General features: G+C 44.3%; 21 protein-coding genes and 1 tRNA gene. 14 read left to right on the top strand and 8 right to left on the bottom strand.

All coding sequences use genetic code 11. The features are described from left to right. Position 1 precedes the first annotated feature (1 nt). From EPX21_RS18765 to EPX21_RS18745, 5 genes are all read left to right on the top strand, one after another. Positions 2 to 1,672, top strand: a complete 1,671-nt coding sequence (locus EPX21_RS18765) for an FAD-dependent oxidoreductase (RefSeq protein ID WP_206106111.1) — start codon at positions 2 to 4, stop codon at positions 1,670 to 1,672. 90 nt (positions 1,673 to 1,762) lie between these two features. Further along, positions 1,763 to 2,716 carry an acetyl-CoA carboxylase carboxyltransferase subunit alpha gene (locus tag EPX21_RS18760; RefSeq protein WP_134091204.1) on the top strand — a complete coding sequence of 318 codons (954 nt, stop codon included), beginning with the start codon at positions 1,763 to 1,765 and terminating at the stop codon, positions 2,714 to 2,716. Positions 2,717 to 2,763: 47 nt separating this feature from the next. Next, on the top strand, positions 2,764 to 4,314 hold the full coding sequence (gene guaA / locus EPX21_RS18755) for a glutamine-hydrolyzing GMP synthase (RefSeq protein WP_134091203.1): 1,551 nt from the start codon (positions 2,764 to 2,766) through the stop codon (positions 4,312 to 4,314). After that, positions 4,271 to 5,521 carry an amino acid ABC transporter substrate-binding protein gene (locus EPX21_RS18750; protein ID WP_134091202.1) on the top strand — a complete coding sequence of 417 codons (1,251 nt, stop codon included), beginning with the start codon at positions 4,271 to 4,273 and terminating at the stop codon, positions 5,519 to 5,521. Before guaA ends, EPX21_RS18750 begins: the two co-directional genes overlap by 44 nt. Positions 5,522 to 5,533: 12 nt before the next feature. Further along, positions 5,534 to 6,700 (top strand): RsmB/NOP family class I SAM-dependent RNA methyltransferase, encoded by a 1,167-nt coding sequence (locus EPX21_RS18745; RefSeq protein WP_134091201.1) that lies wholly within the window; start codon positions 5,534 to 5,536, stop codon positions 6,698 to 6,700. A gap of 261 nt (positions 6,701 to 6,961) precedes the next feature. Here EPX21_RS18745 and EPX21_RS18740 read toward each other — a convergent pair whose 3' ends face one another. The 3 genes from EPX21_RS18740 to EPX21_RS18730 form a co-directional block, all read right to left on the bottom strand. Next, entirely contained in the window at positions 6,962 to 7,528 is a 567-nt protein-coding gene (locus tag EPX21_RS18740; RefSeq protein ID WP_134091200.1) for a MarC family protein, read from the bottom strand. 138 nt (positions 7,529 to 7,666) lie between these two features. Further along, on the bottom strand, positions 7,667 to 9,142 hold the full coding sequence (locus tag EPX21_RS18735; protein ID WP_134091199.1) for an amino acid permease: 1,476 nt from the start codon (positions 9,140 to 9,142) through the stop codon (positions 7,667 to 7,669). 200 nt (positions 9,143 to 9,342) lie between these two features. Then, positions 9,343 to 11,559 (bottom strand): sodium-translocating pyrophosphatase, encoded by a 2,217-nt coding sequence (locus EPX21_RS18730; RefSeq protein WP_134091198.1) that lies wholly within the window; start codon positions 11,557 to 11,559, stop codon positions 9,343 to 9,345. Between the two features lie 200 nt (positions 11,560 to 11,759). On the opposite strand from EPX21_RS18730, the gene EPX21_RS18725 reads away from it, so the two are divergent. From EPX21_RS18725 to EPX21_RS18715, 3 genes are read left to right on the top strand one after another with little or no spacing between them, the layout of a single operon-like run. Continuing rightward, the gene (locus EPX21_RS18725; protein WP_240768731.1) at positions 11,760 to 13,145 is read left to right on the top strand and encodes an APC family permease; all 1,386 of its coding nucleotides are present in this window, start codon (positions 11,760 to 11,762) and stop codon (positions 13,143 to 13,145) included. A 3-nt stretch (positions 13,146 to 13,148) separates the two neighbouring features. After that, positions 13,149 to 14,057 carry a helix-hairpin-helix domain-containing protein gene (locus tag EPX21_RS18720; protein WP_134091196.1) on the top strand — a complete coding sequence of 303 codons (909 nt, stop codon included), beginning with the start codon at positions 13,149 to 13,151 and terminating at the stop codon, positions 14,055 to 14,057. Next, positions 14,054 to 14,581, top strand: coding sequence for an adenine phosphoribosyltransferase (locus EPX21_RS18715; protein ID WP_134091195.1), 528 nt, complete (start codon positions 14,054 to 14,056; stop codon positions 14,579 to 14,581). Before EPX21_RS18720 ends, EPX21_RS18715 begins: the two co-directional genes overlap by 4 nt. A 129-nt stretch (positions 14,582 to 14,710) precedes the next feature. On the opposite strand, the gene EPX21_RS18710 is transcribed toward EPX21_RS18715, so the two are convergent. Beyond that, positions 14,711 to 15,619 (bottom strand): DUF6263 family protein, encoded by a 909-nt coding sequence (locus EPX21_RS18710; RefSeq protein ID WP_134091194.1) that lies wholly within the window; start codon positions 15,617 to 15,619, stop codon positions 14,711 to 14,713. A gap of 240 nt (positions 15,620 to 15,859) precedes the next feature. On the opposite strand from EPX21_RS18710, the gene EPX21_RS18705 reads away from it, so the two are divergent. The 3 genes from EPX21_RS18705 to EPX21_RS18695 all read left to right on the top strand — a co-directional run bounded on the left by EPX21_RS18705 (position 15,860) and on the right by EPX21_RS18695 (position 19,479). Beyond that, complete coding sequence (locus EPX21_RS18705; RefSeq protein WP_134091193.1) at positions 15,860 to 17,374, top strand: malate:quinone oxidoreductase; 1,515 nt, start codon at positions 15,860 to 15,862, stop codon at positions 17,372 to 17,374. Positions 17,375 to 17,601: 227 nt separating this feature from the next. Further along, positions 17,602 to 18,786, top strand: coding sequence for an ROK family transcriptional regulator (locus EPX21_RS18700; protein WP_134091192.1), 1,185 nt, complete (start codon positions 17,602 to 17,604; stop codon positions 18,784 to 18,786). 219 nt (positions 18,787 to 19,005) lie between these two features. Continuing rightward, complete coding sequence (locus EPX21_RS18695) at positions 19,006 to 19,479, top strand: hypothetical protein (protein ID WP_134091191.1); 474 nt, start codon at positions 19,006 to 19,008, stop codon at positions 19,477 to 19,479. Positions 19,480 to 19,629: 150 nt separating this feature from the next. Here EPX21_RS18695 and EPX21_RS18690 read toward each other — a convergent pair. The 3 genes from EPX21_RS18690 to EPX21_RS18680 all read right to left on the bottom strand — a co-directional run bounded on the left by EPX21_RS18690 (position 19,630) and on the right by EPX21_RS18680 (position 21,544). After that, positions 19,630 to 19,703, bottom strand: a tRNA-Ala gene (locus EPX21_RS18690). A gap of 174 nt (positions 19,704 to 19,877) precedes the next feature. Continuing rightward, positions 19,878 to 20,198 carry a DoxX family protein gene (locus EPX21_RS18685; protein WP_134091190.1) on the bottom strand — a complete coding sequence of 107 codons (321 nt, stop codon included), beginning with the start codon at positions 20,196 to 20,198 and terminating at the stop codon, positions 19,878 to 19,880. A 56-nt stretch (positions 20,199 to 20,254) separates the two neighbouring features. Next, the gene (locus EPX21_RS18680) at positions 20,255 to 21,544 is read right to left on the bottom strand and encodes a hypothetical protein (RefSeq protein WP_134091189.1); all 1,290 of its coding nucleotides are present in this window, start codon (positions 21,542 to 21,544) and stop codon (positions 20,255 to 20,257) included. A gap of 137 nt (positions 21,545 to 21,681) precedes the next feature. Between EPX21_RS18680 and EPX21_RS18675 the strand changes: the two genes are divergently transcribed. The 3 genes from EPX21_RS18675 (at position 21,682) to EPX21_RS18665 (ending at position 25,334) form a co-directional block, all read left to right on the top strand. Next, entirely contained in the window at positions 21,682 to 22,320 is a 639-nt protein-coding gene (locus EPX21_RS18675; protein WP_134091188.1) for a family 16 glycoside hydrolase, read from the top strand. A 4-nt stretch (positions 22,321 to 22,324) separates the two neighbouring features. Next, entirely contained in the window at positions 22,325 to 24,751 is a 2,427-nt protein-coding gene (locus EPX21_RS18670; RefSeq protein ID WP_134091187.1) for an ABC transporter permease, read from the top strand. A gap of 94 nt (positions 24,752 to 24,845) precedes the next feature. Continuing rightward, positions 24,846 to 25,334: a hypothetical protein gene (locus EPX21_RS18665; RefSeq protein ID WP_134091186.1), complete on the top strand. Its 489-nt coding sequence runs from the start codon at positions 24,846 to 24,848 to the stop codon at positions 25,332 to 25,334. A 4-nt stretch (positions 25,335 to 25,338) separates the two neighbouring features. On the opposite strand, the gene EPX21_RS18660 is transcribed toward EPX21_RS18665, so the two are convergent. Next, positions 25,339 to 25,548: a hypothetical protein gene (locus EPX21_RS18660; protein ID WP_134091185.1), complete on the bottom strand. Its 210-nt coding sequence runs from the start codon at positions 25,546 to 25,548 to the stop codon at positions 25,339 to 25,341. Between the last annotated feature and the right edge of the window lie 160 nt (positions 25,549 to 25,708).

The following is a 25,708-nucleotide window of genomic DNA, read 5'->3' as shown; positions in this document are numbered from 1 at the left end:
AATGATGAATACACGATTTTTTATTTTGTTTTTGATTGCCGGATGCCTGTTGGCCTGCAAAGCGAGGGATCCGCATAACTATGATGCAGATATCGTTATTTACGGAGGCACTTCGGCTGCCATCAGCGCGGCGGTGCAAGCGAAGAAGTCCGGGAAATCGGTCATTGTCGTTGCTCCCGACACCCATTTAGGCGGTTTGTCCGCAGGCGGACTTGGCTTTACCGATACCGGTGATAAATCGGTTATCGGTGGTCTGGCGAGGGATTTTTACCATCGCGTTTATCAGCATTATCAGGACAGCGCTGCCTGGAAATGGGAAGAACATAGTGCATATGGCAACAAAGGGCAGGGTACGCCGGCAATGGACGGCGCCGCCCGTACGATGTGGATTTTTGAGCCGCATGTCGCCGAGCAGACTTTTGAGAATTATGTAAAAGAATACGCTTTGGAAATACACCGGAATGAATGGCTGGATCGGGAATCGGGCGTAGAAAAAGAGGGGAGTAGGATTATTTCTATACGCACCTTAAGTGGAAAAACTTACCAAGGCAAGATGTTTATCGATGCAAGCTATGAAGGCGATTTGATGGCAGCAGCCGGTGTGAGTTATCATGTTGGCCGGGAGGCTAAGAATGTTTATGGCGAGCAATGGAATGGGGTACAAACGGGGGTGTTGCATCATCGCCATTATTTCGATACAAATATCAGTCCGTATAAAGTGCCGGGCGACTCAACCAGTGGCTTACTCTATGGGGTTTCAGCAGTAGATCCCGGAGCATACGGCGCGGGCGATCGGCGTGTCCAAGCTTACTGTTTCAGGATGTGTTTAAGTAATCATCCGGATAATCGGGTGCCTTTTCCAAAGCCTCCAGGTTATCAGGCGGAAAATTATGAACTGTTGGCGAGGGTCTTTGCTGCGGGTTGGAACGAAACGTTCCAAAAATTTGACATGATTCCAAACAGGAAGACGGATACCAATAACCATGGACCCTTCAGTACGGATTTCATCGGCATGAATTACGATTATCCGGAGGCAAGCTATGAAAGAAGAAAAGAAATTATCGAGGAGCATGAGCAATATCAAAAAGGATTGATGTACTTCCTGGCAAATGACCCGAAGGTGCCGGAACATGTTCGAGAAGAAATGGCGCAGTGGGGACTGGCAAAGGATGAGTTTACCGATAATGATCACTGGCCTCATCAACTGTATATCCGGGAGGCCCGTAGGATGATCGGACAATACGTCATGACCGAACACGATACCTTCAGCGAAAGGGAAATAAAAGATCCCGTGGGGATGGGATCCTACGCATTGGATTCACATAATGTGCAACGCTATATTAAGGAGGATGGCTATGTTCAAAACGAAGGGGATATCGGGGTAACACCGAAAAAGGGACCTTATCAGATTTCCTATGGCTCACTTATTCCTAAACAGGAGGAATGCATCAATCTCCTGGTGCCGGTATGTATGTCGAGTTCCCACATAGCCTTTGGCTCCATCAGGATGGAGCCGGTGTTTATGATCCTCGGACAGAGCGCCGCCTTGGCGGCCGAAATTGCGATCGATAAACAATTGGCAATACAGGATGTTCCCTATACGCTGTTGAAAGAAAAGTTGCTGAGCGAAAAGCAAGTGTTGACAAAAGATCAAATACCGAAGCACCACTGATCAAACAGAATCCATGGCAAAGATGAATTTTAAACAGGCTTTTATGGTATAAAAAAATAATCTGTATCTTAGCAGCCCCAAATTTTCTTTATGGAAACAACATTTGATTTTGAAAAGCCGATTGCGGATCTCTTAATGCAGATTGAGAAGGTAAACCAAGTGGCCGAGAAGACGAAAGTAGATATGTCGGCAACCGTTACCGAATTGCAAGGCAAACTGGAAGAAACCCGTAAGGAGATCTATAGCAGCCTCAGCGGTTGGCAAAAGGTGCAAATGGCACGTCATCCGGACAGACCGCAGACCTTAGATTATATTCAAATGATCTGTGACGAATTTGTGGAACTGCATGGCGACCGCAATGTGCGGGATGATAAGGCGATTGTGGGAGGCTTGGCTAAATTGGGTGGACATTCGGTCATGGTTATTGGTCATCAGAAAGGTAAGAATACCAAGGAGCGACAATTTCGCAATTTTGGTATGGCTAACCCCGAAGGGTATCGGAAGGCTTTGCGACTCATGCGGATGGCAGAGAAATTCGGCAAACCCGTTGTGACCTTTGTTGATACAATGGGCGCTTATCCAGGCATCGAAGCCGAAGAACGCGGACAGGCAGAAGCAATTGCCCGGAACTTGCTGGAAATGTCTGTGCTGAAGGTGCCGGTTATTTGTATTATCATTGGCGAAGGTGCATCCGGTGGCGCTATCGGTATCGGTGTTGGTGATAAGGTGTATATGTTGGAGCATTCCTGGTATTCGGTCATTTCCCCCGAGTCTTGCTCATCTATTTTGTGGCGAAGCTGGGATTATAAAGAAAAGGCAGCTGAATGTTTAAAACTGACAGCCGAAAACATGTACAGCAATGGCCTCATTGATGGGATATTGCCCGAACCCTTAGGAGGTGCACATCAAAACCCCACTCAAATGGCCGAAACGATAAAAGACCAAGTGGTAAAAGATATTCTTGCGCTCAGCTCGAAAGACGTCAAAACACTGGTGAATGAACGGATTGAAAAATTCTGTTCAATGGGCGTTGTCGTGGAGTAAATCTACTTTCTGCGGAAGAAAGTAAAAAAAATACCTAACTTTGGCCCATGCAAGAAAAAATTATTATTCTTGACTTTGGTTCGCAGTACACACAGTTGATCGCTCGCCGGGTCAGAGAGCTAAATGTATATTGTGAAATACATCCTTTCAACCATCTTCCTGCCGTTGACGAATATGTAAAAGGCGTTATTTTGTCGGGCAGCCCTTCGTCAGTTCGCCAAGAAGGCGCGCCGCAGATAGACTTCAATCAGTTTCACGGAACGGTTCCGCTGTTGGGGGTTTGCTATGGCGCTCAGTATATCGCTCAACATTCCGGTGGAGAGGTGACTCCTTCCGAAATAAGGGAATATGGCCGGGCGAATCTACTGTTCGTTAATCAAGAAAGCGCCTTGCTTAAGGGCGTTCCGCTTGATTCACAGGTGTGGATGTCGCATGGTGACACGATCAAACAGGTGCCCGAGGGCTTTGAGATCATTGCCAGTACGGATAAAGTCGAAGTAGCCGCCTATCATATTAAGAATTCCGATACCTACGGGATTCAGTTTCACCCGGAAGTTACCCATAGTTTAGACGGGAAGAAATTACTGGAAAATTTCGTGATAAATATTTGTGGATGCAGCCAAGATTGGACGCCTGATACCTTTATTGAAACGACTATTGCCGAGTTAAAAGAAAAATTACAAAACGATCATGTAATTCTTGCGTTATCTGGAGGAGTCGATTCGTCTGTAGCAGCGGTGCTTTTACATCAGGCCATTGGAAAAAACCTGCATTGTATATTTGTCGACAATGGCTTGCTCCGCAAAGACGAGTTTGAGCAGGTGCTCGATTCGTATAAGCATATGGGGTTAAACATAAAAGGTATCGACGCCAAAGCGCTTTTTTATGATAAACTGAAAGGCGTAAGCGATCCGGAAAGGAAGCGAAAAATCATCGGAGGAGCTTTCATCGAAGTGTTTGACAGCGCCGCCCATGAGGTACAGCAGGAGCTGCCCGAAGGTGTGGAAGTAAAGTGGTTGGGTCAAGGCACCATTTATCCGGATGTAATTGAATCAGTATCCGTTAAAGGGCCTTCTGCCACCATCAAATCACACCATAATGTGGGCGGACTTCCGGACTTCATGAAACTCAAGGTGGTAGAACCGTTAAATACACTGTTTAAAGATGAGGTGCGCCGCGTCGGAGCAGCCTTGGGGATCGATCCCTTGATTCTGGGCCGGCATCCTTTTCCCGGACCAGGATTAGGTATCCGTATCCTCGGTGAAATTACCGCTGAAAAAGTAAACATCCTGCAACAGGCCGACGCTATTTATATTAGAAATCTACGCGAGTCGGGCTGGTATAATAAAGTCTGGCAAGCAGGGGCAATCTTTTTGCCTGTGCAGTCTGTAGGTGTCATGGGAGATGAACGTACTTATGAGTATGTCGTTGCACTGAGGGCCGTCGGTTCGCTGGATGGAATGACGGCTGATTGGATCCATCTTCCATATGATCTTTTAGCGAAGATATCAAACGAAATTATTAATCACGTAAAAGGGATAAACCGAGTTGTTTATGATATTAGTTCAAAACCACCGGCTACCATTGAGTGGGAGTAAAATACTCGCTTTTGTGCTGCTTTTAGGTACACTCGGAGCTTGCGCTCCCAAGGTTTTAAGACCTGGAGGAGGTAGCAAAGATACAAAAGAGCCTTCCAAAGAGGCGCCGACTAAAGAGGAGCGTAAGGAACGGGATAAGGAGATTGTCGAGAAGCGGCATTTCAACAATATCGCCCTGCTACTGCCTTTCCAATTGGATAAGGTAGTGGACTCTTTGCCTGGCAAAAGAGATGTAGAGCGCGCTAGCTTGGCATTGGATTTTTATCAGGGTTTCAAATTAGGACTGGATAATCTGACCAGGAATGGCAATAATTTTAAACTGGAGGTGCTGGACAGTCGCGACAATGCCGGCGAAGTAAAAAGATTAGCGGTTGGAAAAAGTGTAGAAGAAGCGGCTTTGATAGTTGGCCCGATCTTTCCAACAGAAATCGATGCTTTCAGCACGGCGGCAAACTTGGCTGGCAAGTTGCAGATTTCGCCTTTGGCGGCCCGCAGTCCTTCTCAATATCAGACGAATAAGCTGGTGACGGTTACACCGCCAATTGGCGTTCATGCACAGGTGTTGGCCAACTATATTGCGTCCGAATTTGAGATTGGGGATCATGTTGTCATCATAAATAACATAGATGAAGACAGTGAAAAGCTGCTCGTTCCACTCCGTGCCAGCTTGGATAAATTAGATGTGAAGTATAATGAGGTAACCGACTTAGGTGAAATCGAAATAAATTTGAACACCGTCGGAAGGAACATCGTTGTAAACGCTTCTACTAATCAGTTTTTTATAGCACAGCTGCTGGCAGGCCTCTATAAACTGAAAACGGAAAGTGCCTACGATATTTCCTTAATCGGTCACCCGAACTGGAGCCGGTTCGATTTGAACCCGGATTACCTGGCAGCCCTTCGTACTTCTATCAGTTCTTCTTACTTTGTTGATGAGAAAAATCTGGAAGTACAGCAATTTAAAAGGGATTACTTCTCTTCGTTTAACGTTAATCCCACCGAGTTCGCTTTTAAAGGCTATGATACGGGCGTGTTCTTCGGCAGGTTGTTAGCGATGTATCCAAAAGATTACGCCGACCGACTACTCAAAGAAAAACACAAAGGGGTATCAATAGGCTTTGAATTTGTGCGTGATCCCGCTACCGGTTATGTCAATAACAGTGTGCGTTTATTGCAATTTAATGGTCAGTCTTACAGACCATTATAAAGAAAAATCGGAATGAATGAAAAGCGTGTTTCACAACAGCTAAGAAGCTTCGAACGTTTGTTGAACACCTATGAGGGTAAAGAGCCGCTTTCGAGGTTCCTTACCCTTTTTTTTAAAGAAAATAAGCAAATGGGATCCAATGATAGACGTACGCTCTCGCGTTGGGTCTATAATTATTTCCGACTGGGTAAGGCACTTGCGGATTGGCCATTTTTAGAACGTTTGACGGTTGCTGAATATTTATGCGCGGCTGAAAGTGATGTAGTAGCATTGTTCAATCCGGTTTTGGCTGACTCCATAGGAGAAGAGATCGACAAAAAGCTGCACCTTTTATCCGAATTGTTCCCTTTTAATATAGATGATGTTTTTCCTTTAATAAAGGATGCTTCGACGGGCTTGGAGCCACAGCGCTTTCTGAAAAGTTTGTTTCAGCAACCAAAACTTTTTATACGGATCCACCCGGGGGCGGAGAACGTTGTTAAAAACTGTTTGACGCGCAACAACCTGCACTACGAATCAGTTGATAGCCACTGTCTGGCACTCGATAATGGTGTCAAACTTGATCAATATGCAGAAATAAAAGGTGCTTATGAAGTGCAAGATCGCTCTTCCCAACAAACAAGTACCTATTTTGAAGCGAAAGCGGGAGAGAAATGGTGGGACGCTTGTGCCGCTTCCGGAGGAAAGTCGCTTCTTTTAATGCAAACATACCCCGGTGTCGACCTGCTTGTTAGTGATGTAAGGTCCAGTATATTAAGAAACTTGGATGAACGCTTTGAGCAGGCTGCCATTAAGCACTATCGAAGGAAAATTATTGACCTTACCAAAGATCCATCCGTCATACTTGGTGATGAAACCTTTGATGGGATTATACTGGATGCGCCTTGTTCGGGCTCCGGAACCTGGGGTAGAACCCCCGAAATGATGCAGCATTTTAATAGCAGAAGACTGCAGTATTTTGTGGAACTTCAGCGCGCTATTCTGGAAAATACCGTTCGACACTTGAAGGCCAATAAGCCGCTCGTGTATATTACCTGCTCCATGTATAGACAAGAAAATGAAGAGCAGATAGCTTTTGCCGAAAAACTGGGTTTAACCGTAGAGCGTATGACCCTGTTGAAAGGCTATGAACACCGAGCCGATACCATGTTCGTGGCTAGGCTGATAAAGAGATCTTGATAGTTGTCGGTTGCCGGTTGCCAGTTGCCAGTTGTCAGTTGCGGTTGTCAGTTGCCGGTTGTCAGTTATCAGTTGCAGGTGTTCCTCCAGTCGTCACCCTCAGCAAAGCCTTTTGACTTTTTACTTTTGAATTATTGATGTCTTGCTTATTTTAATAAGGCATCAATGAGCCCTTCGGGGTTTTTACTTTTGAATTTTTACTTTTTACTTTTTACTTTTTACTTTTGAATTTTGAATTTTGAATTTTTACTTTTGAATTTATTACAACCCCGTATTACTCCTAAAAAGCTTAATGGCAATCGCTAATAAGATAACACCAAAAGCCTTCCTTAGCACTGCGAGTCCGGTACGCCCCAATAACTTTTCAAGTCTATACGTATTCTTTAATACCACATATATAATAGCGATATTAACGAGTATACCGACAATAATATTCTGTGTGGCGTATTCCGATTTCAGGGAGAGAATGGTCGTCATCGTCCCCGCTCCGGCGATCAAGGGGAAGGCCAAAGGTACAATGGAAGCGGTTTCAAAACTATCTTCTTTAAAGAAAGTCATGCCGAGTACCATCTCCATGGCGATAAAAAAGATCACCAAAGAACCGGCAATAGCGAATGAGGCCACGTCAATGCCGATTAATTTCAACATGCTCTCACCAATGAATAGAAAGGCGATCATCAGCACCATGGCAACAATACTGGCTTTCCCTGACTCTATTTTTCCCGCCTTTTGGCGCAGGTCGATAATAATAGGGATAGAACCTAATATGTCGATGATCGCGAAGAGGATCATGGAGACGGACGCAATTTCCTTTATATTGAAAAACATGCAGATGACTTTAGCGGGTCAAACTTATGTAAATCTTATGTTATATACAAAGTTATATTTTTCCGTTGCTAAGCCTAATGTAGGAAAGCGTCGATAACCGTAAATAAAAAAAGGGCCGAGGCCCTTTTTTATGGTGTGTTATTTATTACGTTCTGCTTGTAAGCGGGCAAGACTGTGCTTCTTGCTATAGGCAAAATAAATAATAATACCGAGCGCCATCCAAATGGCTAGGCGCTCCCAGCTCTCTATCGGTAAACCGGCCATCATCGTTACGCATATCACAATACCTAAAATAGGTACAAGCGGTACGAGCGGGGTTTTAAAAGGGCGATCCATATGCGGATCTTTCTTGCGTAATATAATCACGCCGATACAAACCAAGGTGAATGCAAATAAAGTACCTATACTTACCATGTGTCCCAAATCAGATACGGGTACAAAACCGGCAAAAATGCTGACGAAAACCATGAAAAGTAGGTTCGACTTCCAAGGCGTCTGGTTTTTAGAAAGGTCAGAAAAGAACTTTGGCAACAGGCCATCTTTACTCATGGTATAGAAAACACGGCTTTGCCCTAACAACATCACCAAGATAACCGATGTATATCCGGCAAGAATAGCAATGATCAACGCTAAATTAAGGAAGGTATAGCCTGTCTTGGCAAAGGCAGTGGCTACCGGTTTTGCATCGTTTGCAAAGGCCGTATAGTTTTCCAAGCCGGTCATGACATAGGAAAACAACACATATAATAAAGTACATACCAAGAGCGAGCCGATGATGCCGATCGGCATACCTTTTTGTGGATTTTTCGCCTCTTGTGCAGCAGTACTAACCGCATCGAAACCGATAAACGCAAAGAAGACAACGCCCGCGCCCCTTAATACGCCGCTGATTCCGAAATGACCGAACTCCGGACTACTGAAGAAATCGAAGAAGCCAATTTGGCCTGCTTTTAAGGCCTCTTCCCCCGGATTAGTTGGGATAAATGGACTGTGATTGGCTGGATCGATAAATTTCCATCCCAAGGCGATAAAAACCAGGACCACTGCAATCTTAACGATTACCAATACGTTATTTACAAAAGAGGATTCTTGTGTCCCGCGCATAAGTAGGAGTGATAACAAGCAAACGATGACGATAGCAGGTACATTAATCATTCCTCCCTCCCAGGGGCCATGCAAAAGTGAAGCTGGCAGATGGACACCTATTTCGGCTAAGAACTGAGAAAAGTATTGTGACCAGCTCACCGATACCGTTGCCGCTGCAAGCGCGTATTCCAGCACGAGGTCCCAACCAATGATCCAGGCAATAAACTCACCCATCGTAGCATACGAATAGGTATAAGCGCTTCCTGCAACGGGAATCATAGAGGCAAATTCAGCATAACACAAACCAGCGAAGCCGCATCCGATTGCTGCAATAATAAAAGACAGGATAACTGCGGGTCCGGCATTATCCGCGGCGGCAATGCCCGTTAATGAAAAAAGTCCGGCGCCGATGATGGCTCCAACCCCTAAAGCTACTAGATGATAGCTGGATAAGGTTCTTTTTAAAGTGCCTTCTCCGCTTTCTTGTGCTTCTTTGATCAGTGAGGGGATCGATTTCTTATAAAACATAAAAACTAGTTTTTACTTGAAGTACTTTGAATTGAATTTATTTTAAAATAGGGTGTGGTTTTTTCTAAAATGATAGCATGTTTGCGCAGGTTGATGTCTTTTTTGTTTAAAATCATCGCTTTTTATTAAAAGAAAGTCAAACCTACAACTTTTATTTGATAAACAAAGAAGGCGCTATTTATTTTAGCGCCTTCGGAAAGTTATAGCTGGTTTTTCTGCGGATTTGTTACATGCTTTGCGTGGATCGACTGATGGACATGCTCGGTTTTGGGACTCCTTCGGTTTTCGCTGAGTGCCGCTTTATTGACGTGTATGTGCGGCGCAATGATCAGCGACACAATGGACATCAGCTTAATTAAAATATTCATAGACGGCCCGGACGTATCCTTAAAAGGATCGCCAACGGTATCGCCGGTAACCGATGCCTTGTGCGGATCGGATTTTTTGTAATAGATTTCGCCCCTGATTTCGACCCCTTTTTCGAAGGACTTTTTGGCATTGTCCCAAGCCCCGCCGGCGTTTGATTGAAACATGCCCATCAGTACGCCCGACACGGTAACGCCGGCCAGTAAGCCACCTAACACTTCCGGACCGAAACTAAATCCGACCACAATAGGCACAATAAGCGCAATGGCGCCCGGCAACATCATCTCCCGTATAGAAGCCTTCGTAGAAATCTCTACACATCGGTTATACTCGGGTTTTGCCTTATATTCCATAATGCCGGGTATTTCCCTAAATTGTCTTCTTACTTCCTGCACCATGTCCATCGCCGCTCTCCCTACAGCAGCAATACACAGGGCCGAAAAGATAAAGGGTATCATACCGCCGACAAATAAACCGGCCAGCACGTCGGCTTTATAGATATCTATGCGGTCAATCCCGGCAATGCCCACAAAAGCGGCAAACAAAGCCAAGGAGGTTAGGGCAGCCGAAGCGATGGCAAAACCTTTTCCCGTTGCTGCCGTTGTGTTCCCCACAGCATCTAGGTTATCTGTCCGTCCGCGAACTTCCTCCGGAAGCTGGCTCATTTCGGCAATGCCTCCCGCATTGTCGGCTATGGGGCCGAATGCGTCAATGGCCAATTGCATGGCGGTTGTAGCCATCATCCCTGCCGCCGCAATCGCTACCCCATAAAGGCCTGCAAAGTGATAAGAGCCATAGATACCTGATGCTAAAACGAGGATAGGAAGTACGGTCGACTCCATGCCTACGGCTAAGCCGGCGATGATATTGGTGGCATGACCGGTTAACGATTGCTGAATAATGGATTGCACCGGGCGCTTTGACATGGCGGTATAATATTCCGTAATGATGCTCATCAGGGCGCCTACGATCAACCCGACAATAATCGCCATGTAGGTGTCCGTTTTGGTGAATTCAAATCCCCTGATGTTCATCGTATCGGGTAACAACCAGTTCACGGCAAAGAAAGAGGCTACCGCCGTCAATACGATGGAAGTCCAGTTGCCAATGTTCAGTGCTTTTTGAACATTTCCTTGTTCATCGGAAATCCTTACAAGGGAAGCGCCGATGATAGAAAATAAAAGGCCTAAGCCTGCGATAAGCATAGGCAGCAGAATAGGAGCGATGCCGCCAAAATCGTCATTTGAAACGATTTCTCTCCCCAATACCATGGTTGCTAAAATGGTGGCCACATAAGAGCCGAACAAATCGGCACCCATACCTGCTACATCGCCCACATTGTCGCCTACATTATCTGCAATGGTGGCCGGGTTGCGAACATCGTCTTCCGGTATCCCGGCCTCTACCTTACCTACTAGATCGGCGCCTACATCGGCGGCTTTGGTGTAGATGCCACCGCCAACGCGCGCAAATAGGGCAATGGATTCGGCACCTAGTGAAAACCCCGCTAACACTTCCAGCGCTCTCTCCATTTCCATACCGTTGACCTCGCCATTGGTGTTGACAACATAAATGGTATAAAAAACAATAAAAAGTGAACCGAGCCCGAGAACCGCTAAACCAGCCACGCCCAGCCCCATAACGGTACCTCCCGTGAAGGAAACTTTTAAGGCTTTCGCTAAACTGCTGCGCGCAGCTTGTGTCGTGCGCACATTGGCTTTCGTTGCGATGTGCATGCCGATGTAGCCGGCGAATGCAGAGGTAATGGCCCCAATAACAAAGGATATTGCAATCACCCAGCTGGAATAGGGACTCAGGGTGCCCGACCACGCCAGCAAAATGCCTGCAATGATGACGAAATAGGACAGTATTTTCCATTCGGCTTTCAAGAACGCCATAGCGCCATTGGCTATATGACCAGCCAGCTCCTGCATATTGGCATCACCCGCATCTTGTTTGATGACCCACCTTGATTTACCAATCATTACTAAAATCCCAATTAGCCCGAACACCGGTATGATGTACGCTAAATTACTGTGTAGAAAGTCCATAATTTAAATGAATTTATAACGTTTATAAAAGGTTCTATATAAAAGGTGCTCTTACCTAAAAGGGTAAATAATTCGTTGAAAATAAACAGGGTTATCGAAATAATCAAATTTATTTTTTTAAAAAATCACGAAAATATTTTTCTACATTCGTTTTTTGTTATCCCACAACCGTCATGAATCAAATACCCTCCGAAAACCATATGAAGAAAGAACTGGGTCTGCTGGACGCCACGATGTTAGTGGTAGGCTCCATGATCGGCTCGGGGATATTTATTGTCAGCGCCGATATCGTTCGTCAAGTAGGCAGTGCAGGGTGGTTAATACTAATATGGCTGCTGACCGGTGCCATCACGCTAACGGCGGCATTGAGTTATGGCGAACTCTCCGCGATGTTTCCGAAGGCGGGCGGGCAGTATGTCTATTTACGGGAAGCCTATAATCGCTTGGTGGCTTTCTTATATGGATGGGCGCTGTTTGCCGTTGTTCAAACCGGAACGATTGCGGCCGTTGGTGTCGCATTTGCCAAGTTTACAGCCTATTTGTTTCCGGTCGTAAGTGACGAGCATATACTCTATCAGCAGGGCGTGTTTCAGCTGAACGCTGCACAAATTACTGCCATCGGCGTTATCGTAGTGCTTACCTGGCTTAATACAAGAGGCGTTAAAAATGGAAAGATCTTGCAGACTGTGCTGACGATCGTTAAGATCTTGTCGCTGGGCGGATTGACAATCTTAGGCCTTATGACCGCTTTCAAGGCCGATATATGGAACTTGAACTGGACAGATGCCTGGGTGCCGAAAACCTGGGATGTTAATCGGGAAACCTTTGTCGATATCGGCGGAGCCGCCCTTTTCGCAGCCGTTGTATCGGCTATGGTAGGCTCCCTGTTTTCAAGCGACGCCTGGAATAATGTCACATTCATCGCCGGGGAAATAAGAAACCCGGAGCGCAATATCGGCCTAAGTCTTTTTTTAGGAACATTGATTGTTACGGTGATCTATGTTTCTACCAACATTATGTATCTGGCTACTGTCTCTTTACCGGATATTGCCTTTGCACCGGCCGATCGCGTGGCCGTCGTCGCCTCCCACACGATTTTTGGGAATGTAGGCACTATCGTGATCGCTGTTATGATTATGATTTCCACCTTCGGATGTAATAACGGACTCATATTATCGGGAGCGCGGGTTTATTACACGATGGCAAATGATGGAGTCTTTCTTAAGTCCGCAGGGAAGTTAAACAAATTTGAAGTGCCGGGCTGGGGGCTGTGGGCCCAATGTATTTGGGCTTCTGTCCTTTGTTTGACGGGCAAATATGGGGATCTCCTGAACTATGTTATTTTTGTCGTGCTGATATTTTATGCGCTGACCATTATTGGGGTGTTTATACTTCGGAAGAAGCGTCCTGATATACCGCGAAGTTATAAGGCTTTTGGCTATCCGGTGTTGCCCGCTATTTACGTCATTGCCGCTTTCTCCATCTGTATTGGCTTGCTGATCTATCAACCGACTTTCACCTGGCCAGGCTTGATTATCGTATTAATCGGGATTCCGATATATTATTTGATTGCTAAAAAGGACTAGAAAATGCTGAGGAAACTGCAAAAACATTTCGGCTTTCACAAAAAGGAGTTAAATGGTATTGCTGTTTTGTTGTTGCTGATTACGGTGGTATGGATTGCGCCGCTTTTTTACAGCTTGCATGACCAACCGGAACCTGAAATTCATGAGTTGTTGGAGGACGATTTGGAAGGGCTAACGAATTTCGAACCGACAGAAGTGACGGAGGAATCCTCGTTGTCGGCCACAGCTGTCCATTACTTCAAGTTCGATCCGAATAAGCTAGCAACCGCCCAATGGCAGCAATTGGGCCTGACGGATAAACAAATTAAAAACATAAAAAATTTCGAAGCAAAGGGAGGCAGCTTCAGAAAGAAAGAGGATTTGCGCAAAATATACACATTGTCGCAGAACGACTATAAACGTCTTGAACCTTATATTGAAATTAGCGCAGCTCCCATAGTGATACCTGCGCGGAACGATTCAGTCAGTCGGCCGAAAGAATACGCCCTCGGCAAGGTGACGGCGGATCTTCCAGTGCTCGATTTAAACAAGGTCGACAGCCTCGCTTTATTGGCCCTACCAGGCATCGGTCCGGTCTTCGCCTCTCGAATTGTCCGTTATAGAGATTTACTCGGTGGCTTTCATGCTATCTCACAACTGAAAGAGGTGTATGGCTTGGATACGGCAAAGTACCAGCAGATTGAGCGCTACCTACAAGTAGATAGCGCCGACGTGAAGCGTATTCGGATTAACGAGGTAGATTTTGACGAATTACGGAAACATCCTTACATCAGTACAAAGTATGCGCGGCTAATGCTAGCCTATAGAAAGCAACATGGAGCTTATGCGGCTTTGGAAGATTTGTCTAAGATTCCGGTATTCGATGAAAAATATTTACGTAAAATTGCACCTTATTTAAATTTTAACAGATGATAGAGAATCTGCTGAAAGCAACAATCCGGGATGTGGCTGATTTCCCGAAAACCGGTATCGTATTCAAGGATATCACCCCGATTCTTAAAGACGCAAACCTATGTAATCTGGTGACAGAGGAGTTTGTACAGCGCTTAAGTGGAATCTCCTTTGATGTGATTGCGGGCATTGAAAGTAGAGGCTTTTTATTCGGCTTAATGGTGGCAAATCGATTGGGAATACCTTTTATTCCGATAAGAAAGGAGGGGAAGCTGCCCGCCCACACCACAAAACAAGCTTATGACTTAGAATACGGTTCAGCAACGATTGAGATCCATACAGACGCTTTTGAACCGGGTACGCGCGTGCTGATCCACGATGACCTGCTGGCCACCGGCGGAACGGTAGTGGCTGCCAGCAAGCTTGTTCAGCAACTCGGCGGAATAGTAGCAGGATATGGTTTTGTTATAAGTCTTGATTTTTTAAACGGACGACAACGTCTTTTGCCCTATAGCAATCAACTGATCTCCTTAGCTAGTTATTAGTTGCCGGTTGCCAGTTGCGGGTTGTTCGTTTTGAACGATTAAATAGTAGCAGTTGTAGTCCAGTTGCAGTGGCAGGAGCACTGGAGCTTAAAGCCTACAGCTTAAAGCTTATCGCCAACAGCCCAACGTCTACAACTCCCTGCCGGTTAAGGTAATTTCAGAAGTAATCTGCATCGGTATTTTCATGCCTTGTGCGGAAATGTCGCCATTGATTTTTTGATGTATTTTACTGGTATTGATGAGGCCGGTTGAGGTGTCTACCTGAATAGCACCTGTTTGTGTGCCTGTAAGGTTAAATTCCATGGCTCCTAAAGGACTGCCTGATAGCGGACTTAGTTTAATGTCGGATTGGACGGCTATGTCAGCTTGCTTCCCACTTAAATTGGTTAAAGTATAACGATTTTGTAAGTCCATTTCCATCATGCCGGCCATCGGCATCTGAAAGTCTTTTTGCCAAGTTTCATTCGGTTGCATCTCTTTATTCGGATAAATGTTTAGGGAGATATTCATCATATTCATAAAGGCCGAATCACTGAATTGTTGTTTCAGCATTTGCTGCGTAGTGGCGTCCCCACCGATGGCGTTTAGGATCTCTTGCATCCCTTCCACTTTTGTTACTTCTCCTTCCGGATTGAGGTACATGAAAAAGCTCTTGCCAACCATATTGCCCACGGGCTTTAATGGCCCTTCCGCATTCTCCGCGCTTTTGGAATCAAAATGTAAGTCCCCTTGAGGCGTCTCCATATGGATGGACATATTTTGGTAGGTGCACTTGATTTTCATGTCTTGCGCGTTGTTTTCGAGCACCTGATACAGGTAGTCGACCTGCGTTTGCTGCTTGATGTCCATTTTATTTCCCATCACCTCTTGGTTGACGAGCTGATCGATGTTGGTGCTAAAAAGGTAAGAAGCCCCTTTCTTCAGGTTCATTTTTAACAATACCGATTGCTGCGTCCTTTCTGCGCCTATTTCGGTGTTGGCGCTCGCAAGGATAAAACAGCCTAATAAAACGAAGAGCACCGCAATTTTCTTGGTCATTCTAATTGTTTTTATGTAGTTAACGAATATAAGACATTGTTTGAAAAAGAATGGTAGAGGCTGAAAAAAAAGTGGTTGACGTATAGGTCTGCTCCTCCGAATAAAAAGATGGCAGGTATCGATAATAGTCCCTTTAAACCGGAACTTACTTTGTACTATATATGTAAATAATTGAATTCTTTTGACTTTTTTTAAGAAAATGTAAACAGATGGTGTTATTTTTGCAAACCATAGATTGAAATGACTAAAAGTAACAAAAACACCATTCAGGAAAAGGATGCTGTATTGATAGGTGCGGGAATCATGAGCGCTACCTTGGGCATCATGTTAAACCAGATTCGGCCAGACGCTAGTATAGAAGTTTTTGAACGTTTAGACGAAGTAGCAGCTGAAAGCTCAGATGCGTGGAACAACGCGGGAACGGGACATTCCGCTTTGTGCGAACTAAATTATACCCCCCAGTTGGCTGACGGTTCAATAGAAATCAAAAAGGCGATCAGCATTGCTGAACAGTTCGAGGTTTCAAAAGAGTTTTGGGCGCAATTGGTCGACAAGGGCGTGCTGAAAAATCCGGCTCAGTTCATTCGGAGCGTTCCTCATATGAGCTTCGTGTGGGGTGATACCAATGTCAGTTATCTGAGAAAGCGATATGAGACGATGAAAGACCACCACCTTTTTAAAGGGATGGGCTATTCAGAAGATCCGCAACTTATTAAAGAATGGATTCCGTTAATAATGGAAGGCAGAAAAGCCGACCAGCCGGTTGCGGCCACTAAAATGGATATCGGAACGGACGTTAATTTTGGTGCACTTACACGATGCTTGTTTGAATACCTGAAGAAGCAAGCTAATTTTAAGCTTCGTTTAGCACATGAAGTGCGCGATTTAGAACGTTTGCCTGATGGTAGATGGAAAATTGAGGTGAGGAATAGCACAACAAAACGTAAGCGCACGGTCATTGCAAAATTTGTCTTCATCGGTGCCGGTGGTGGGGCTTTGCCGCTGCTTGAAAAGTCTGGCATCAAAGAGGGAAAAGGCTTCGGAGGCTTCCCGGTAAGCGGCCAATGGTTGCGCTGTACCAACCCCGAAGTAATTGCTAAACACGAGGCAAAGGTTTACGGAAAAGCTGCAGTGGGTTCCCCACCGATGTCGGTTCCGCATTTGGATACCCGTATTATCGATGGTAAAAAGGCTTTGCTTTTTGGTCCTTATGCGGGTTTTTCGACGAAGTTCCTTAAAAATGGATCTTGGTTGGATCTGCCGGCTTCCATTAAGATTAATAATATTCGGCCGATGTTGGCCGCAGGCTTAGATAACCTGAAGCTCACCAAATACTTAATCGATCAGGTTCGGCAGTCGCCAGACGACAGAATTGATGCCCTACGCGAATATGTACCGACAGCCCGTAAGGAAGATTGGGAGTTGGAAGTTGCCGGACAAAGAGTGCAGGTGATTAAAAAAGATCCAGTACATGGTGGCGTTTTGGAATTCGGTACGGAAGTGGTAAGCAGTGCGGATGGTACCATTTCTGCACTACTGGGTGCTTCACCCGGGGCTTCTACGTCTGTGTCTATTATGGTAAAACTGTTGCACAAGTGTTTTCCACAGCAGGTAAAAGATTGGGAAGCCAAATTCCGGGAGATGATTCCATCCTACGGAAAATCCCTGGCAAGCGATGCAAAGCTTGCGAATGAAACACGCAAAAAGAGCAGCGAAGTATTGGATTTACATCAATTGGTTGAGGAAAATATTTAATATAATCCATCAGCAAAAAATAGTAAAGAAGGGCTTGAAGTTTCAGCCCTTCTTTTTTTTGTGCTTTTCTGCCCCAATTAACCGGTACTAAAATAAACCGCGACAAGCAGTGCTGTCAACTTTATAATCTGAGGGTATTAAAAGAGCGAAGCAGACAGAAGACAATTAACATTAGGAGGATATGCAATTATTGTTTAATTTAGGATAATTATTAAATACTAACCGGTTTGACAGGGAAAATACTGAAACAGCAACATCTTCGAAAGGCTATTCTTAGGCAATTATATTATAACGGCGCTTTATCTTTAGCAGATTTATGTACCATGACAAATAAAAGTTTGCCCGTCGTGTCGTCATCCATTGCTGCATTATTAGAAGAAGGATATATTGTAGAATACGGGCTGGCGCCATCGACGGGCGGGAGGCGGCCCAATACCTACCTTTTAAACAAGAATAAGAAGATATACCTGCTGTCGGTAGCGGTTGATCAATTGGAGACACGCATCTGTATTTATAATTTGGGCAATGAATTGGTTCAACCAATAAAGTCATTTCGTCTGGAAATTGCGGGCGCGTCAGATGCCATAGAACGCCTTGTAGGGTATATTAAACAAGTATTTACTGAAAGTAACCTGACTGCCGACCAGATTTTAGGTGTCGGCATTGCAATGCCCGGTGTTTACAACATGAAAGAAGGCGTTAATCACACTTTTTTTCCTGCTCAAGAGCATCTGCCAACCTATTTAAGTAAACAAATAGGACTCCCGGTTTATATTGACAACGATTCGCGCGCAATCGCTATGGCCGAACTGAATTTCGGGGCAGCAAAGGGCTATAAAGATGTCATGGTGGTTAATATTGGTTGGGGGATCGGCTTGGGAATGATTGTTGGCGGCTCTCTTTTTTCCGGACATAATGGTTATGCCGGTGAATTTAGCCATATACCTTTAGCCAACAGCAACAATCTCTGTTCTTGTGGAAAGCGAGGCTGCTTAGAAGTTGACGCGTCTTTGTTGGTCTTGGTAGAAAGGGCGAAGTCAGAAATGATAACGGGCGCTAAGTCTAAACTGGAGCTGCTGTTTTTAGACGAATCGGACCACCCGGGAGAACATTTGTTGAATGCTGCGAAACAAGGTGACCCCCTCGCGGTGTCGCTATTGGCTGAAGGCGGATTTATGATCGGTAAAGGCTTGGCGACGTTAATTCACATTATGAATCCCGAAAGAATAGTGCTCAGCGGTAGAGGCGGTGCAGCGGGTAGGATCTGGCTCGCACCGATACATCAGGCGATCAACGAATTTTGTATTCCGCGCTTAGCGGAGCAAACTACGATTGCCGTTTCCGACTTCCCGAAGGAAGTGCAGCTCATAGGTGCTGCTTCTTTGGTTATCGAACAGTGTACCTTTAATTGAGAAGCCGGCGGTATGCCTACAGGCTTGCTTCCATAGGAGTTACTTCCAACCCTTGTTCTATCCCCTTTACATGTCTTGGAAAAGACAGCGTAAAAGTAAAGAATGGTGAAAATCGCAAAAAAAAAGACGTCGCCTGTATGTTTGGCAAGAAATTTGCTTTAGAACGGCAATTGTTGCGTCTCTTTAAGGACGCTTTTATAAAAAGTTAATATATACATTATGGAAAGAAGATTTTTATCTTTATTAACAATTTTTTTATTCGTTTTTTTTGCTCAGGAATCAAAGGCACAGTACCGTACAGCACTAGGCCTTGGAATTGACCTAGGTGACGGTCGCACCTTGGTAGGGCCACAGTTGAAACACTTTTTTAGCGCGAATGACGCGGGAAATGTGCAGGTGTTGTTTGCCGATAATCACGTAGTGCTTGGAGCTGACTATTCTTATAACGCTCCGGTTCGTGGCGCCGCAGGTCTAAACTGGTATATCGGCGTCGGTCCTCAATTGAGCTTTATTGATTTCGGGCCTGTAAATGAAACTTATTTTGCCATTCGTCCTGCTTTAGGATTAGAATATAAGGTGCCTTCTGCACCTTTAGCCTTCCATTTCGATTGGAAACCCTGGTGGAACCTTTCAAATAGGTCAAATTTTGAGCCGTCTCGTTTCAGTCTCGGATTCAAGTATGTGTTGAATTAATAGAGAAAAAAGACATCAATAAGAAAAGTCGTTCGGCCTCGCCAGAACGACTTTTTTTGGTTCCTTTCCGTCCGTACGGTGATAGGTCCATATAGCTCCGAAAAAGTCTTATACGCAAAAAAGCGACTCATCGAGTCGCTTTACATTTTGTGGAGATTACCGGAGTCGAACCGGTGACCTCTTGCCTGCCAGGCAAGCGCTCTAGCCAGCTGAGCTAAACCCCCAATATTTGGTGTCGGCAAAGATAGTAAATCAGGGCATAACTGCAAATTATTTATGAGTAGGAATTAGTGAAAATTGCAGGGTTTCATTTCTTGCTGATCAATCCATCTAAACTGAACTTTCCCGGGCCTAAGAGCAGGACAGCTAAATAGCTGGTCAGAAATAAATAGATTAAGTCATGTTTGCCAAAAAGCTCCCAATGATGAACAGACATAATCACCCATGCAGTGATGATTAAAGGTATGGTTGCTAATCTGGTGAAAAGGCCGACTACCAATAAATAATATCGAACAGAAGAATTCGGCAAAAATGGCAAGCCCAAGCGATACGGACCCGCTCAAACCAAGAAAGGACATAAATTGGTCTTTTCGCTCTCCAAAGGAAAGGAGTTTGGCATAACCGTGTGGGATCATAAAGATTCCCGATCCTATTCGTAGGACAAGGGTAGCAAAATTGAAAGCAACACGGGAATAGGTCGTAGAAAATAGTTTTCTCATAGTTGTTTTTTGTGCTAATATGCGAATTATTTAGAACAATTATAAACAAAATGCGGTTAAAATTCCTGATAAACCACTTCATTGGCATGTCCAAGCTTAATGCCTTTTACAGCGCCTGTTCCCATAAAGGTAAAATTCAGGCCAACAATCTGTGTCTGTTGGGATGAGAGTGGTACGTCGAAGGCCAAACGGTCGTCCACAAAATACTGGATGTGTTCCTTATTTCCTTTACAACTGACTTTTACCCAATTGGCAAAATCAACTCCAAAACCGGATAAATCGGCGTTTTTGCCTGATACCATTTGATCGACACTCATTAAACTTAATTCCGAAACACACCCTTTTATACATAAAGGAATGGTGATAGGCGCTCCATCCGTAATCAGCATAGCCTGCGAAAATTGGCAGGCATTGTTTCCGGCGGGATAATTGTTTTTCATCCACGCTTCAAAAAAGAAATCGCCCACTGCTAAGGTTTTAAAATTCCCTACATTAAAATATCGCACGGTCGGGGCTTGCGGCATCAGGCTGACTTTATACTTTTCAATCAGGCTAACTGGTATAGAAAGCTGGTCTTTTTTAGTATAATTAGTTCGTTCTAAATAGATGGGAACGGGATTCCTGACAATAGTGGCCAGCCAGCCTTCTGAAGGAATCAACAGCGGATGTTCTTTAACAACCTGTTTACCTACTACTAACTTTGCGGTAAAAAAGCCCGGTTCGTAATAAACAGACGTAAATTGGTGTTGATCTTTTGCTACCTGTTTGCGCCTCCTAGCATCCCAACTCTGTTGAATATAGATGGGAGAATCAACAGGCGCTTCAGAAGCATCGTACGTAAATATAACCGAGTTTGGTATCCCTTTGGCTAAAGGCTTGCTGCTGAAAGAAAAATCTGTTGCCGACAGGCCCTGTTTTTCCAATATTTTTCGGTTGTCTTTCTGGTAAAGAAAAGCATAAGCAAAACATAAACATATTGCAACAATGACTAACCAAACGATTGGTTTCCAAAAACTTATACTTCTTGCTTTTGCATGTGGAACAGTGGGAGGGATATGGGCCGGTCTGGTTGAACATTCATGTGAGACAAACGTTCGCCAATTTTCATAACCCAGGAAAACAGCTAAGGTGTTTAAGGTAGACGGTGCTGGATTACCCTCATAATTTACCTTCCCCCATAATCGTTTTAATGTACTTGCACTCAGCAATACCTTGGTCTCTTCATAAATCAAATCGCTCAGGCGCTGAAAATCCATATTTGACCAGTCAGCAGATGACCCCCAACCGAGTCGATCCTCAATAAGCTGCAAACAGCGCTCTTTATGTTGCCTTTGGGTGTCAGTCATTTATCGTGCATTATCTACCGTGAACCAATTTGAACAATATTGAACATGCATTCCTGATGATAATTACAAGCCTGTTTATACCTTGGTGTCTGTAAATCACATAATTCAACGAAAACAAAGATACAAATTCCAACATCATGAAAACTAAATCTTTTACTACCTTATTATGTAGCATAATCGGGGTTTTAATCGCTTCGGCTCAGCAGAATTACTGGCAATTTAACCCCAGCGAAGATCGAGCACAAACCTTCGTCTATAATAGAAAGGCAACTTTCACTGCCAATGAAGTTCATCTTGATAAACGACCTGGAGATGGTCACCTACGTTTTGATAGCCTGTCATTTAGCAATGGTACGATTGAACTGGATATTAAAGGGAAGAATGCCTTTCAGGAAAGTTTTGTTGGCGTCGCTTTCCACGGTGTGAACGATAGCACCTATGATGCCGTTTATTTTCGGCCATTTAATTTCCAAAATCCAGAACGGAAGGATCATAGTGTACAATATGTTGCCCACGACCATTATACCTGGGATAAGTTAAGGAGGGATTCTCCAGGAAAATATGAGGCTAGTTTACCGGAGAATTTGGATCCGAACAAGTGGTTTCATGTACGTATTGTCATCGAACACCCTAATATCGCCGTATATGTAGAAGATTCCGCTCAGCCGGCACTGAAAGTAGAACAATTGAGTAGTGCTAAAACCGGCTGGTTAGGACTTTGGGTGGGCAACAATTCGGACGGTTTCTTTAAAAATATAAAGGTGAGTAAAAAATAGTCTTATGTTCCGGAGTTACTTTAAAATCGCCTGGCGGAATGCGCTCGCGTACAGAACTATCAGCCTAATAAACCTTGTTGGGCTTGCATTAGGTATCACGTGTTACCTATTGATCAACTTATGGATAGAAGATGAACGTGAAAAAGATCATTTCCATCAAAATGTCGATCAGCTATATACCGTCTACTCGGCCGTCACTGCCGACGGAAAGACGGAGGGAACGTATACTGGCCCTATAACTGTCTATCGAGACTCGATTGCAGCAACAAGACAGTTATCTTTTTTGATAGAAGATATACAGGAGTCTATCCCGGAAATTACCGGCTTATCTTTTTATGCGACGGGTTATGAACTTCCCTGGGGTCATCCGGAAACTTTTCAGGTAGGTGAAAAAAAGGTGAAACTGGAAGGTTCAAGAGCTAGCGCGGATTTTTTTAAACTATTTAGCTATCCGCTGCTTGCCGGTTCAGCAAAAACGGCATTAACAGATAATAATGGAATCGCTATATCCCGGAAGATGGCTGAAATATTCTTTGGCAGCCCGCAGCAAGCAATGGGTAAAACGTTACGTTACGAAAATAAAATGGACTTTATCATCACGGCTGTATTTGAGAATGTCGACCAGCGAAGCTCCTTACAGTTTGATTTTTTACTCAATTGGGAAAGACAAAAGAACGATTTGGAATGGGCTTCAAACGACTTCTTTACCTATATACAGCTTGCTGAAGGAGCGGATGTCCATCAAGTGCAAGATCAACTAAATACCTTTCTTACCAAACGCTTAGAAAAACAGATTGGTGTTACGTATCAATTCGGCTTGCAGCGTTTTAGCGATCAGTACCTTTACAATCATTTTCTTAACGGACATCCCAAAAACGGGCGAATTGAATATGTACGAATATTCAGCGGCGTTTCCATTTTTATTTTATTGATGGCCTGTCTCAACTTTATGAGCTTGGCTACGGCAAAATCGGTAAAAAGAGCTAAAGAAGTTGGATTAAGAAAGGTGGTGGGATCAAAACGTATTTCACTCATCATCCAGTTTCTGGGAGAATCTATTCTCTTCGCTTTATTGGCCAGTTGTTTAGCCGCTCTCCTCTTGCTTATCTTGTTGCCAGCTTTTAATGTATTGGTACAGAAGGTGTTAAATTATCCTTTTTCCCGTCTTTCCTTTTGGTTCCACCTGATGGAGATCGGTGTGATTACCGGAACTTTAGCCGGCCTCTATCCCGCTTTGTATTTAGCTAATTTAAAGCCGGTTCAGATCTTAAAAGGCATTATCCGTTCCAAACAAAGCGCCATCCGGTTTAAGCAGTTTAGCACTGTTTTTCAGTTCACCCTCTCCAGTTTACTTATTATGGCTACGATTGTTATTTCAAGACAAATGAATCATATACAGCAAACGGATCTGGGTTATAACAGGGAAAATCTCTTGTATATCCGTATTGAGGGTGAACTCGCTAATTATAATACCTATCGTCTTTTCAAAGAACGAGCGGAACGGATGCCGGAAATTGAACGGATCGACCGTAGTACCGAAGCACCTCACGAGATGGGATTTGAAGTAACCGATCCGGTAAAATGGCAAGGCAAACCAGCGCAGGCAGTGGTGCCTTTCAAACCGGCCTCTGTAGGGTTCGATTTCATCAAACTCATGAAATTAACGGTAGTGGAAGGTCGGGATTTTTCTAAAGAGGTGACAACGGACTCTGCAGACGCATTTTTGGTAAACCAGGAAGCTGTGAAACAAATGGGCATGAAAGATCCGATCGGAAAATGGATTTCTGCTTGGAATAAAAAGGGCCATATCATTGGAGTACTGAAAGATTTTCATACCCAATCCCTTCGGGACCCTATTAAACCAATAGTTTTGGACGTGAAAGAATATGAATATTTTGGTTTTGTAATTATTCGAATAAAAGCCGGACAAACGAAACAAGCGATACGGAAGTTAGAAAAGCTCTATACGGAAATCAATCCAAACTACCCCTTTACTTATCAATTTGTAGATCAGGAATACGATCAGCTATATAGAAGTGAACTAACGATAGCAAACGTGTCCATAGCTTTCTCTTTGCTGTCCATCATCATTTCCTGTCTTGGTTTACTTGGTTTGGTGATTTTTGCAGTAGAACAGAGGGTGAAAGAAATTGGTGTCCGAAAGGTATTAGGTGCTTCCGTCCGTGAGATCGTTCAATTACTTTCCTTCGATTTTATCAAATTGATCATTATTGCCTTGAGCATCGCCATACCAGTAGGGTATCTTGTGATGAGCGATTGGTTACATCATTTTGCTTATCGTATTACCTTACCATGGTGGGTTTTTGTGTTAACAGCATTTGCTACCATACTGATTGCACAAGTAACCATTTCTTTTCAGGCGATCAGGGTGGCGATGAACAACCCAATAGCGGCTATCAGGGAAGAATAATTAGGGGCAAATCAATTTTGCTCACTTGTAAAGATCTGTGCCAAAACAATCTTCCGCATACATTGTTTGAAATGCAGATCAATGCTTTAGCTCCATGAACGCAACCCGTGCTTTATACCTTTTCTTTGTGATCGTGTCAGTTTCCTTTGCCGCCTGTAATCAGGAAGGGCGAACGCAGTTAGGAGGAGCCGATAGGGCCGATACTACCGCTGTTGATGGCACTGCTTCGTCGCCTTCTGTTCCTGAGCAATCGGAAAATAGAGACTCTATAAACCTTCAATTGGTAAATGGCGAAGCGACGCAGGAGGCAACCATGGAAAAAGGAAAACATGTCGTGTTCGTATTCCATGTTGAAAAAGCAGGACAACTATCCGCTTCCGTTAAACCCGGGGAAGCCAATGGAAATGTCAGGATCGCACAGATATTTTTACCGAACAATGAGGCGGACGGCCCTTTTGGTCCAACAATGGAATATAAGTTAAATGAACCCGGGATCTACCGTATCGTTGTCAGCGAAAATCAGATGGCGGGCGATCCCTACAATGGTCCTTTCACTTTTTCTCTAAAGGTCGGGCCTCAATAACCGGCTAATGCGTATGTTGGGTTATACTCGTTAGTCGCTCTACGATAGGCGTGTTATTTCCGGAAACATCGTAGCGACCGTCATTGTAGTCCACACGTGCAACTTCATTCTTTAGATTATCAAAAACAATAAAGGATTCCTTGTCGTAGGTCGTAGAATACCCGGTCCATTCCCGATCGATTTCCTCCGCCCATTTTGCAAATCTTTCTAACATGTCTCTTTTTATTTTTAACGTTTTACTCGGTTTACCTGTTCACCGTCCCGACTTTCCGCCTGCTACTACCCACAATAACAAGAGTTATCAGGAAAAGTTTAGTTATTAGCAAGATTGCTGTTGTAGGTGATAGCGATTTTATCTATGTTTGAATAACTAG

This window comes from Olivibacter sp. XZL3 (assembly GCF_004368405.1).
Lineage (GTDB): Bacteria > Bacteroidota > Bacteroidia > Sphingobacteriales > Sphingobacteriaceae > Olivibacter.
This window is presented reverse-complemented; position numbering and strand designations above follow the sequence as displayed.

Excerpts from the sequence above, each read along its gene's own strand:
- EPX21_RS18765 (WP_206106111.1), top strand. The coding sequence starts at position 2 with ATGATGAATACACGATTTTTTATTTTGTTTTTGATTGCCGGATGCCTG.
- EPX21_RS18760 (WP_134091204.1), top strand. The coding sequence starts at position 1,763 with ATGGAAACAACATTTGATTTTGAAAAGCCGATTGCGGATCTCTTAATG.
- guaA (WP_134091203.1), top strand. The coding sequence starts at position 2,764 with ATGCAAGAAAAAATTATTATTCTTGACTTTGGTTCGCAGTACACACAG.
- EPX21_RS18750 (WP_134091202.1), top strand. The coding sequence starts at position 4,271 with ATGATATTAGTTCAAAACCACCGGCTACCATTGAGTGGGAGTAAAATA.
- EPX21_RS18745 (WP_134091201.1), top strand. The coding sequence starts at position 5,534 with ATGAATGAAAAGCGTGTTTCACAACAGCTAAGAAGCTTCGAACGTTTG.
- EPX21_RS18740 (WP_134091200.1), bottom strand. The coding sequence starts at position 7,528 with ATGTTTTTCAATATAAAGGAAATTGCGTCCGTCTCCATGATCCTCTTC.
- EPX21_RS18735 (WP_134091199.1), bottom strand. The coding sequence starts at position 9,142 with ATGTTTTATAAGAAATCGATCCCCTCACTGATCAAAGAAGCACAAGAA.
- EPX21_RS18730 (WP_134091198.1), bottom strand. The coding sequence starts at position 11,559 with ATGGACTTTCTACACAGTAATTTAGCGTACATCATACCGGTGTTCGGG.
- EPX21_RS18725 (WP_240768731.1), top strand. The coding sequence starts at position 11,760 with ATGAAGAAAGAACTGGGTCTGCTGGACGCCACGATGTTAGTGGTAGGC.
- EPX21_RS18720 (WP_134091196.1), top strand. The coding sequence starts at position 13,149 with ATGCTGAGGAAACTGCAAAAACATTTCGGCTTTCACAAAAAGGAGTTA.
- EPX21_RS18715 (WP_134091195.1), top strand. The coding sequence starts at position 14,054 with ATGATAGAGAATCTGCTGAAAGCAACAATCCGGGATGTGGCTGATTTC.
- EPX21_RS18710 (WP_134091194.1), bottom strand. The coding sequence starts at position 15,619 with ATGACCAAGAAAATTGCGGTGCTCTTCGTTTTATTAGGCTGTTTTATC.
- EPX21_RS18705 (WP_134091193.1), top strand. The coding sequence starts at position 15,860 with ATGACTAAAAGTAACAAAAACACCATTCAGGAAAAGGATGCTGTATTG.
- EPX21_RS18695 (WP_134091191.1), top strand. The coding sequence starts at position 19,006 with ATGGAAAGAAGATTTTTATCTTTATTAACAATTTTTTTATTCGTTTTT.
- EPX21_RS18685 (WP_134091190.1), bottom strand. The coding sequence starts at position 20,198 with ATGAGAAAACTATTTTCTACGACCTATTCCCGTGTTGCTTTCAATTTT.
- EPX21_RS18680 (WP_134091189.1), bottom strand. The coding sequence starts at position 21,544 with ATGACTGACACCCAAAGGCAACATAAAGAGCGCTGTTTGCAGCTTATT.
- EPX21_RS18675 (WP_134091188.1), top strand. The coding sequence starts at position 21,682 with ATGAAAACTAAATCTTTTACTACCTTATTATGTAGCATAATCGGGGTT.
- EPX21_RS18670 (WP_134091187.1), top strand. The coding sequence starts at position 22,325 with ATGTTCCGGAGTTACTTTAAAATCGCCTGGCGGAATGCGCTCGCGTAC.
- EPX21_RS18665 (WP_134091186.1), top strand. The coding sequence starts at position 24,846 with ATGAACGCAACCCGTGCTTTATACCTTTTCTTTGTGATCGTGTCAGTT.
- EPX21_RS18660 (WP_134091185.1), bottom strand. The coding sequence starts at position 25,548 with ATGTTAGAAAGATTTGCAAAATGGGCGGAGGAAATCGATCGGGAATGG.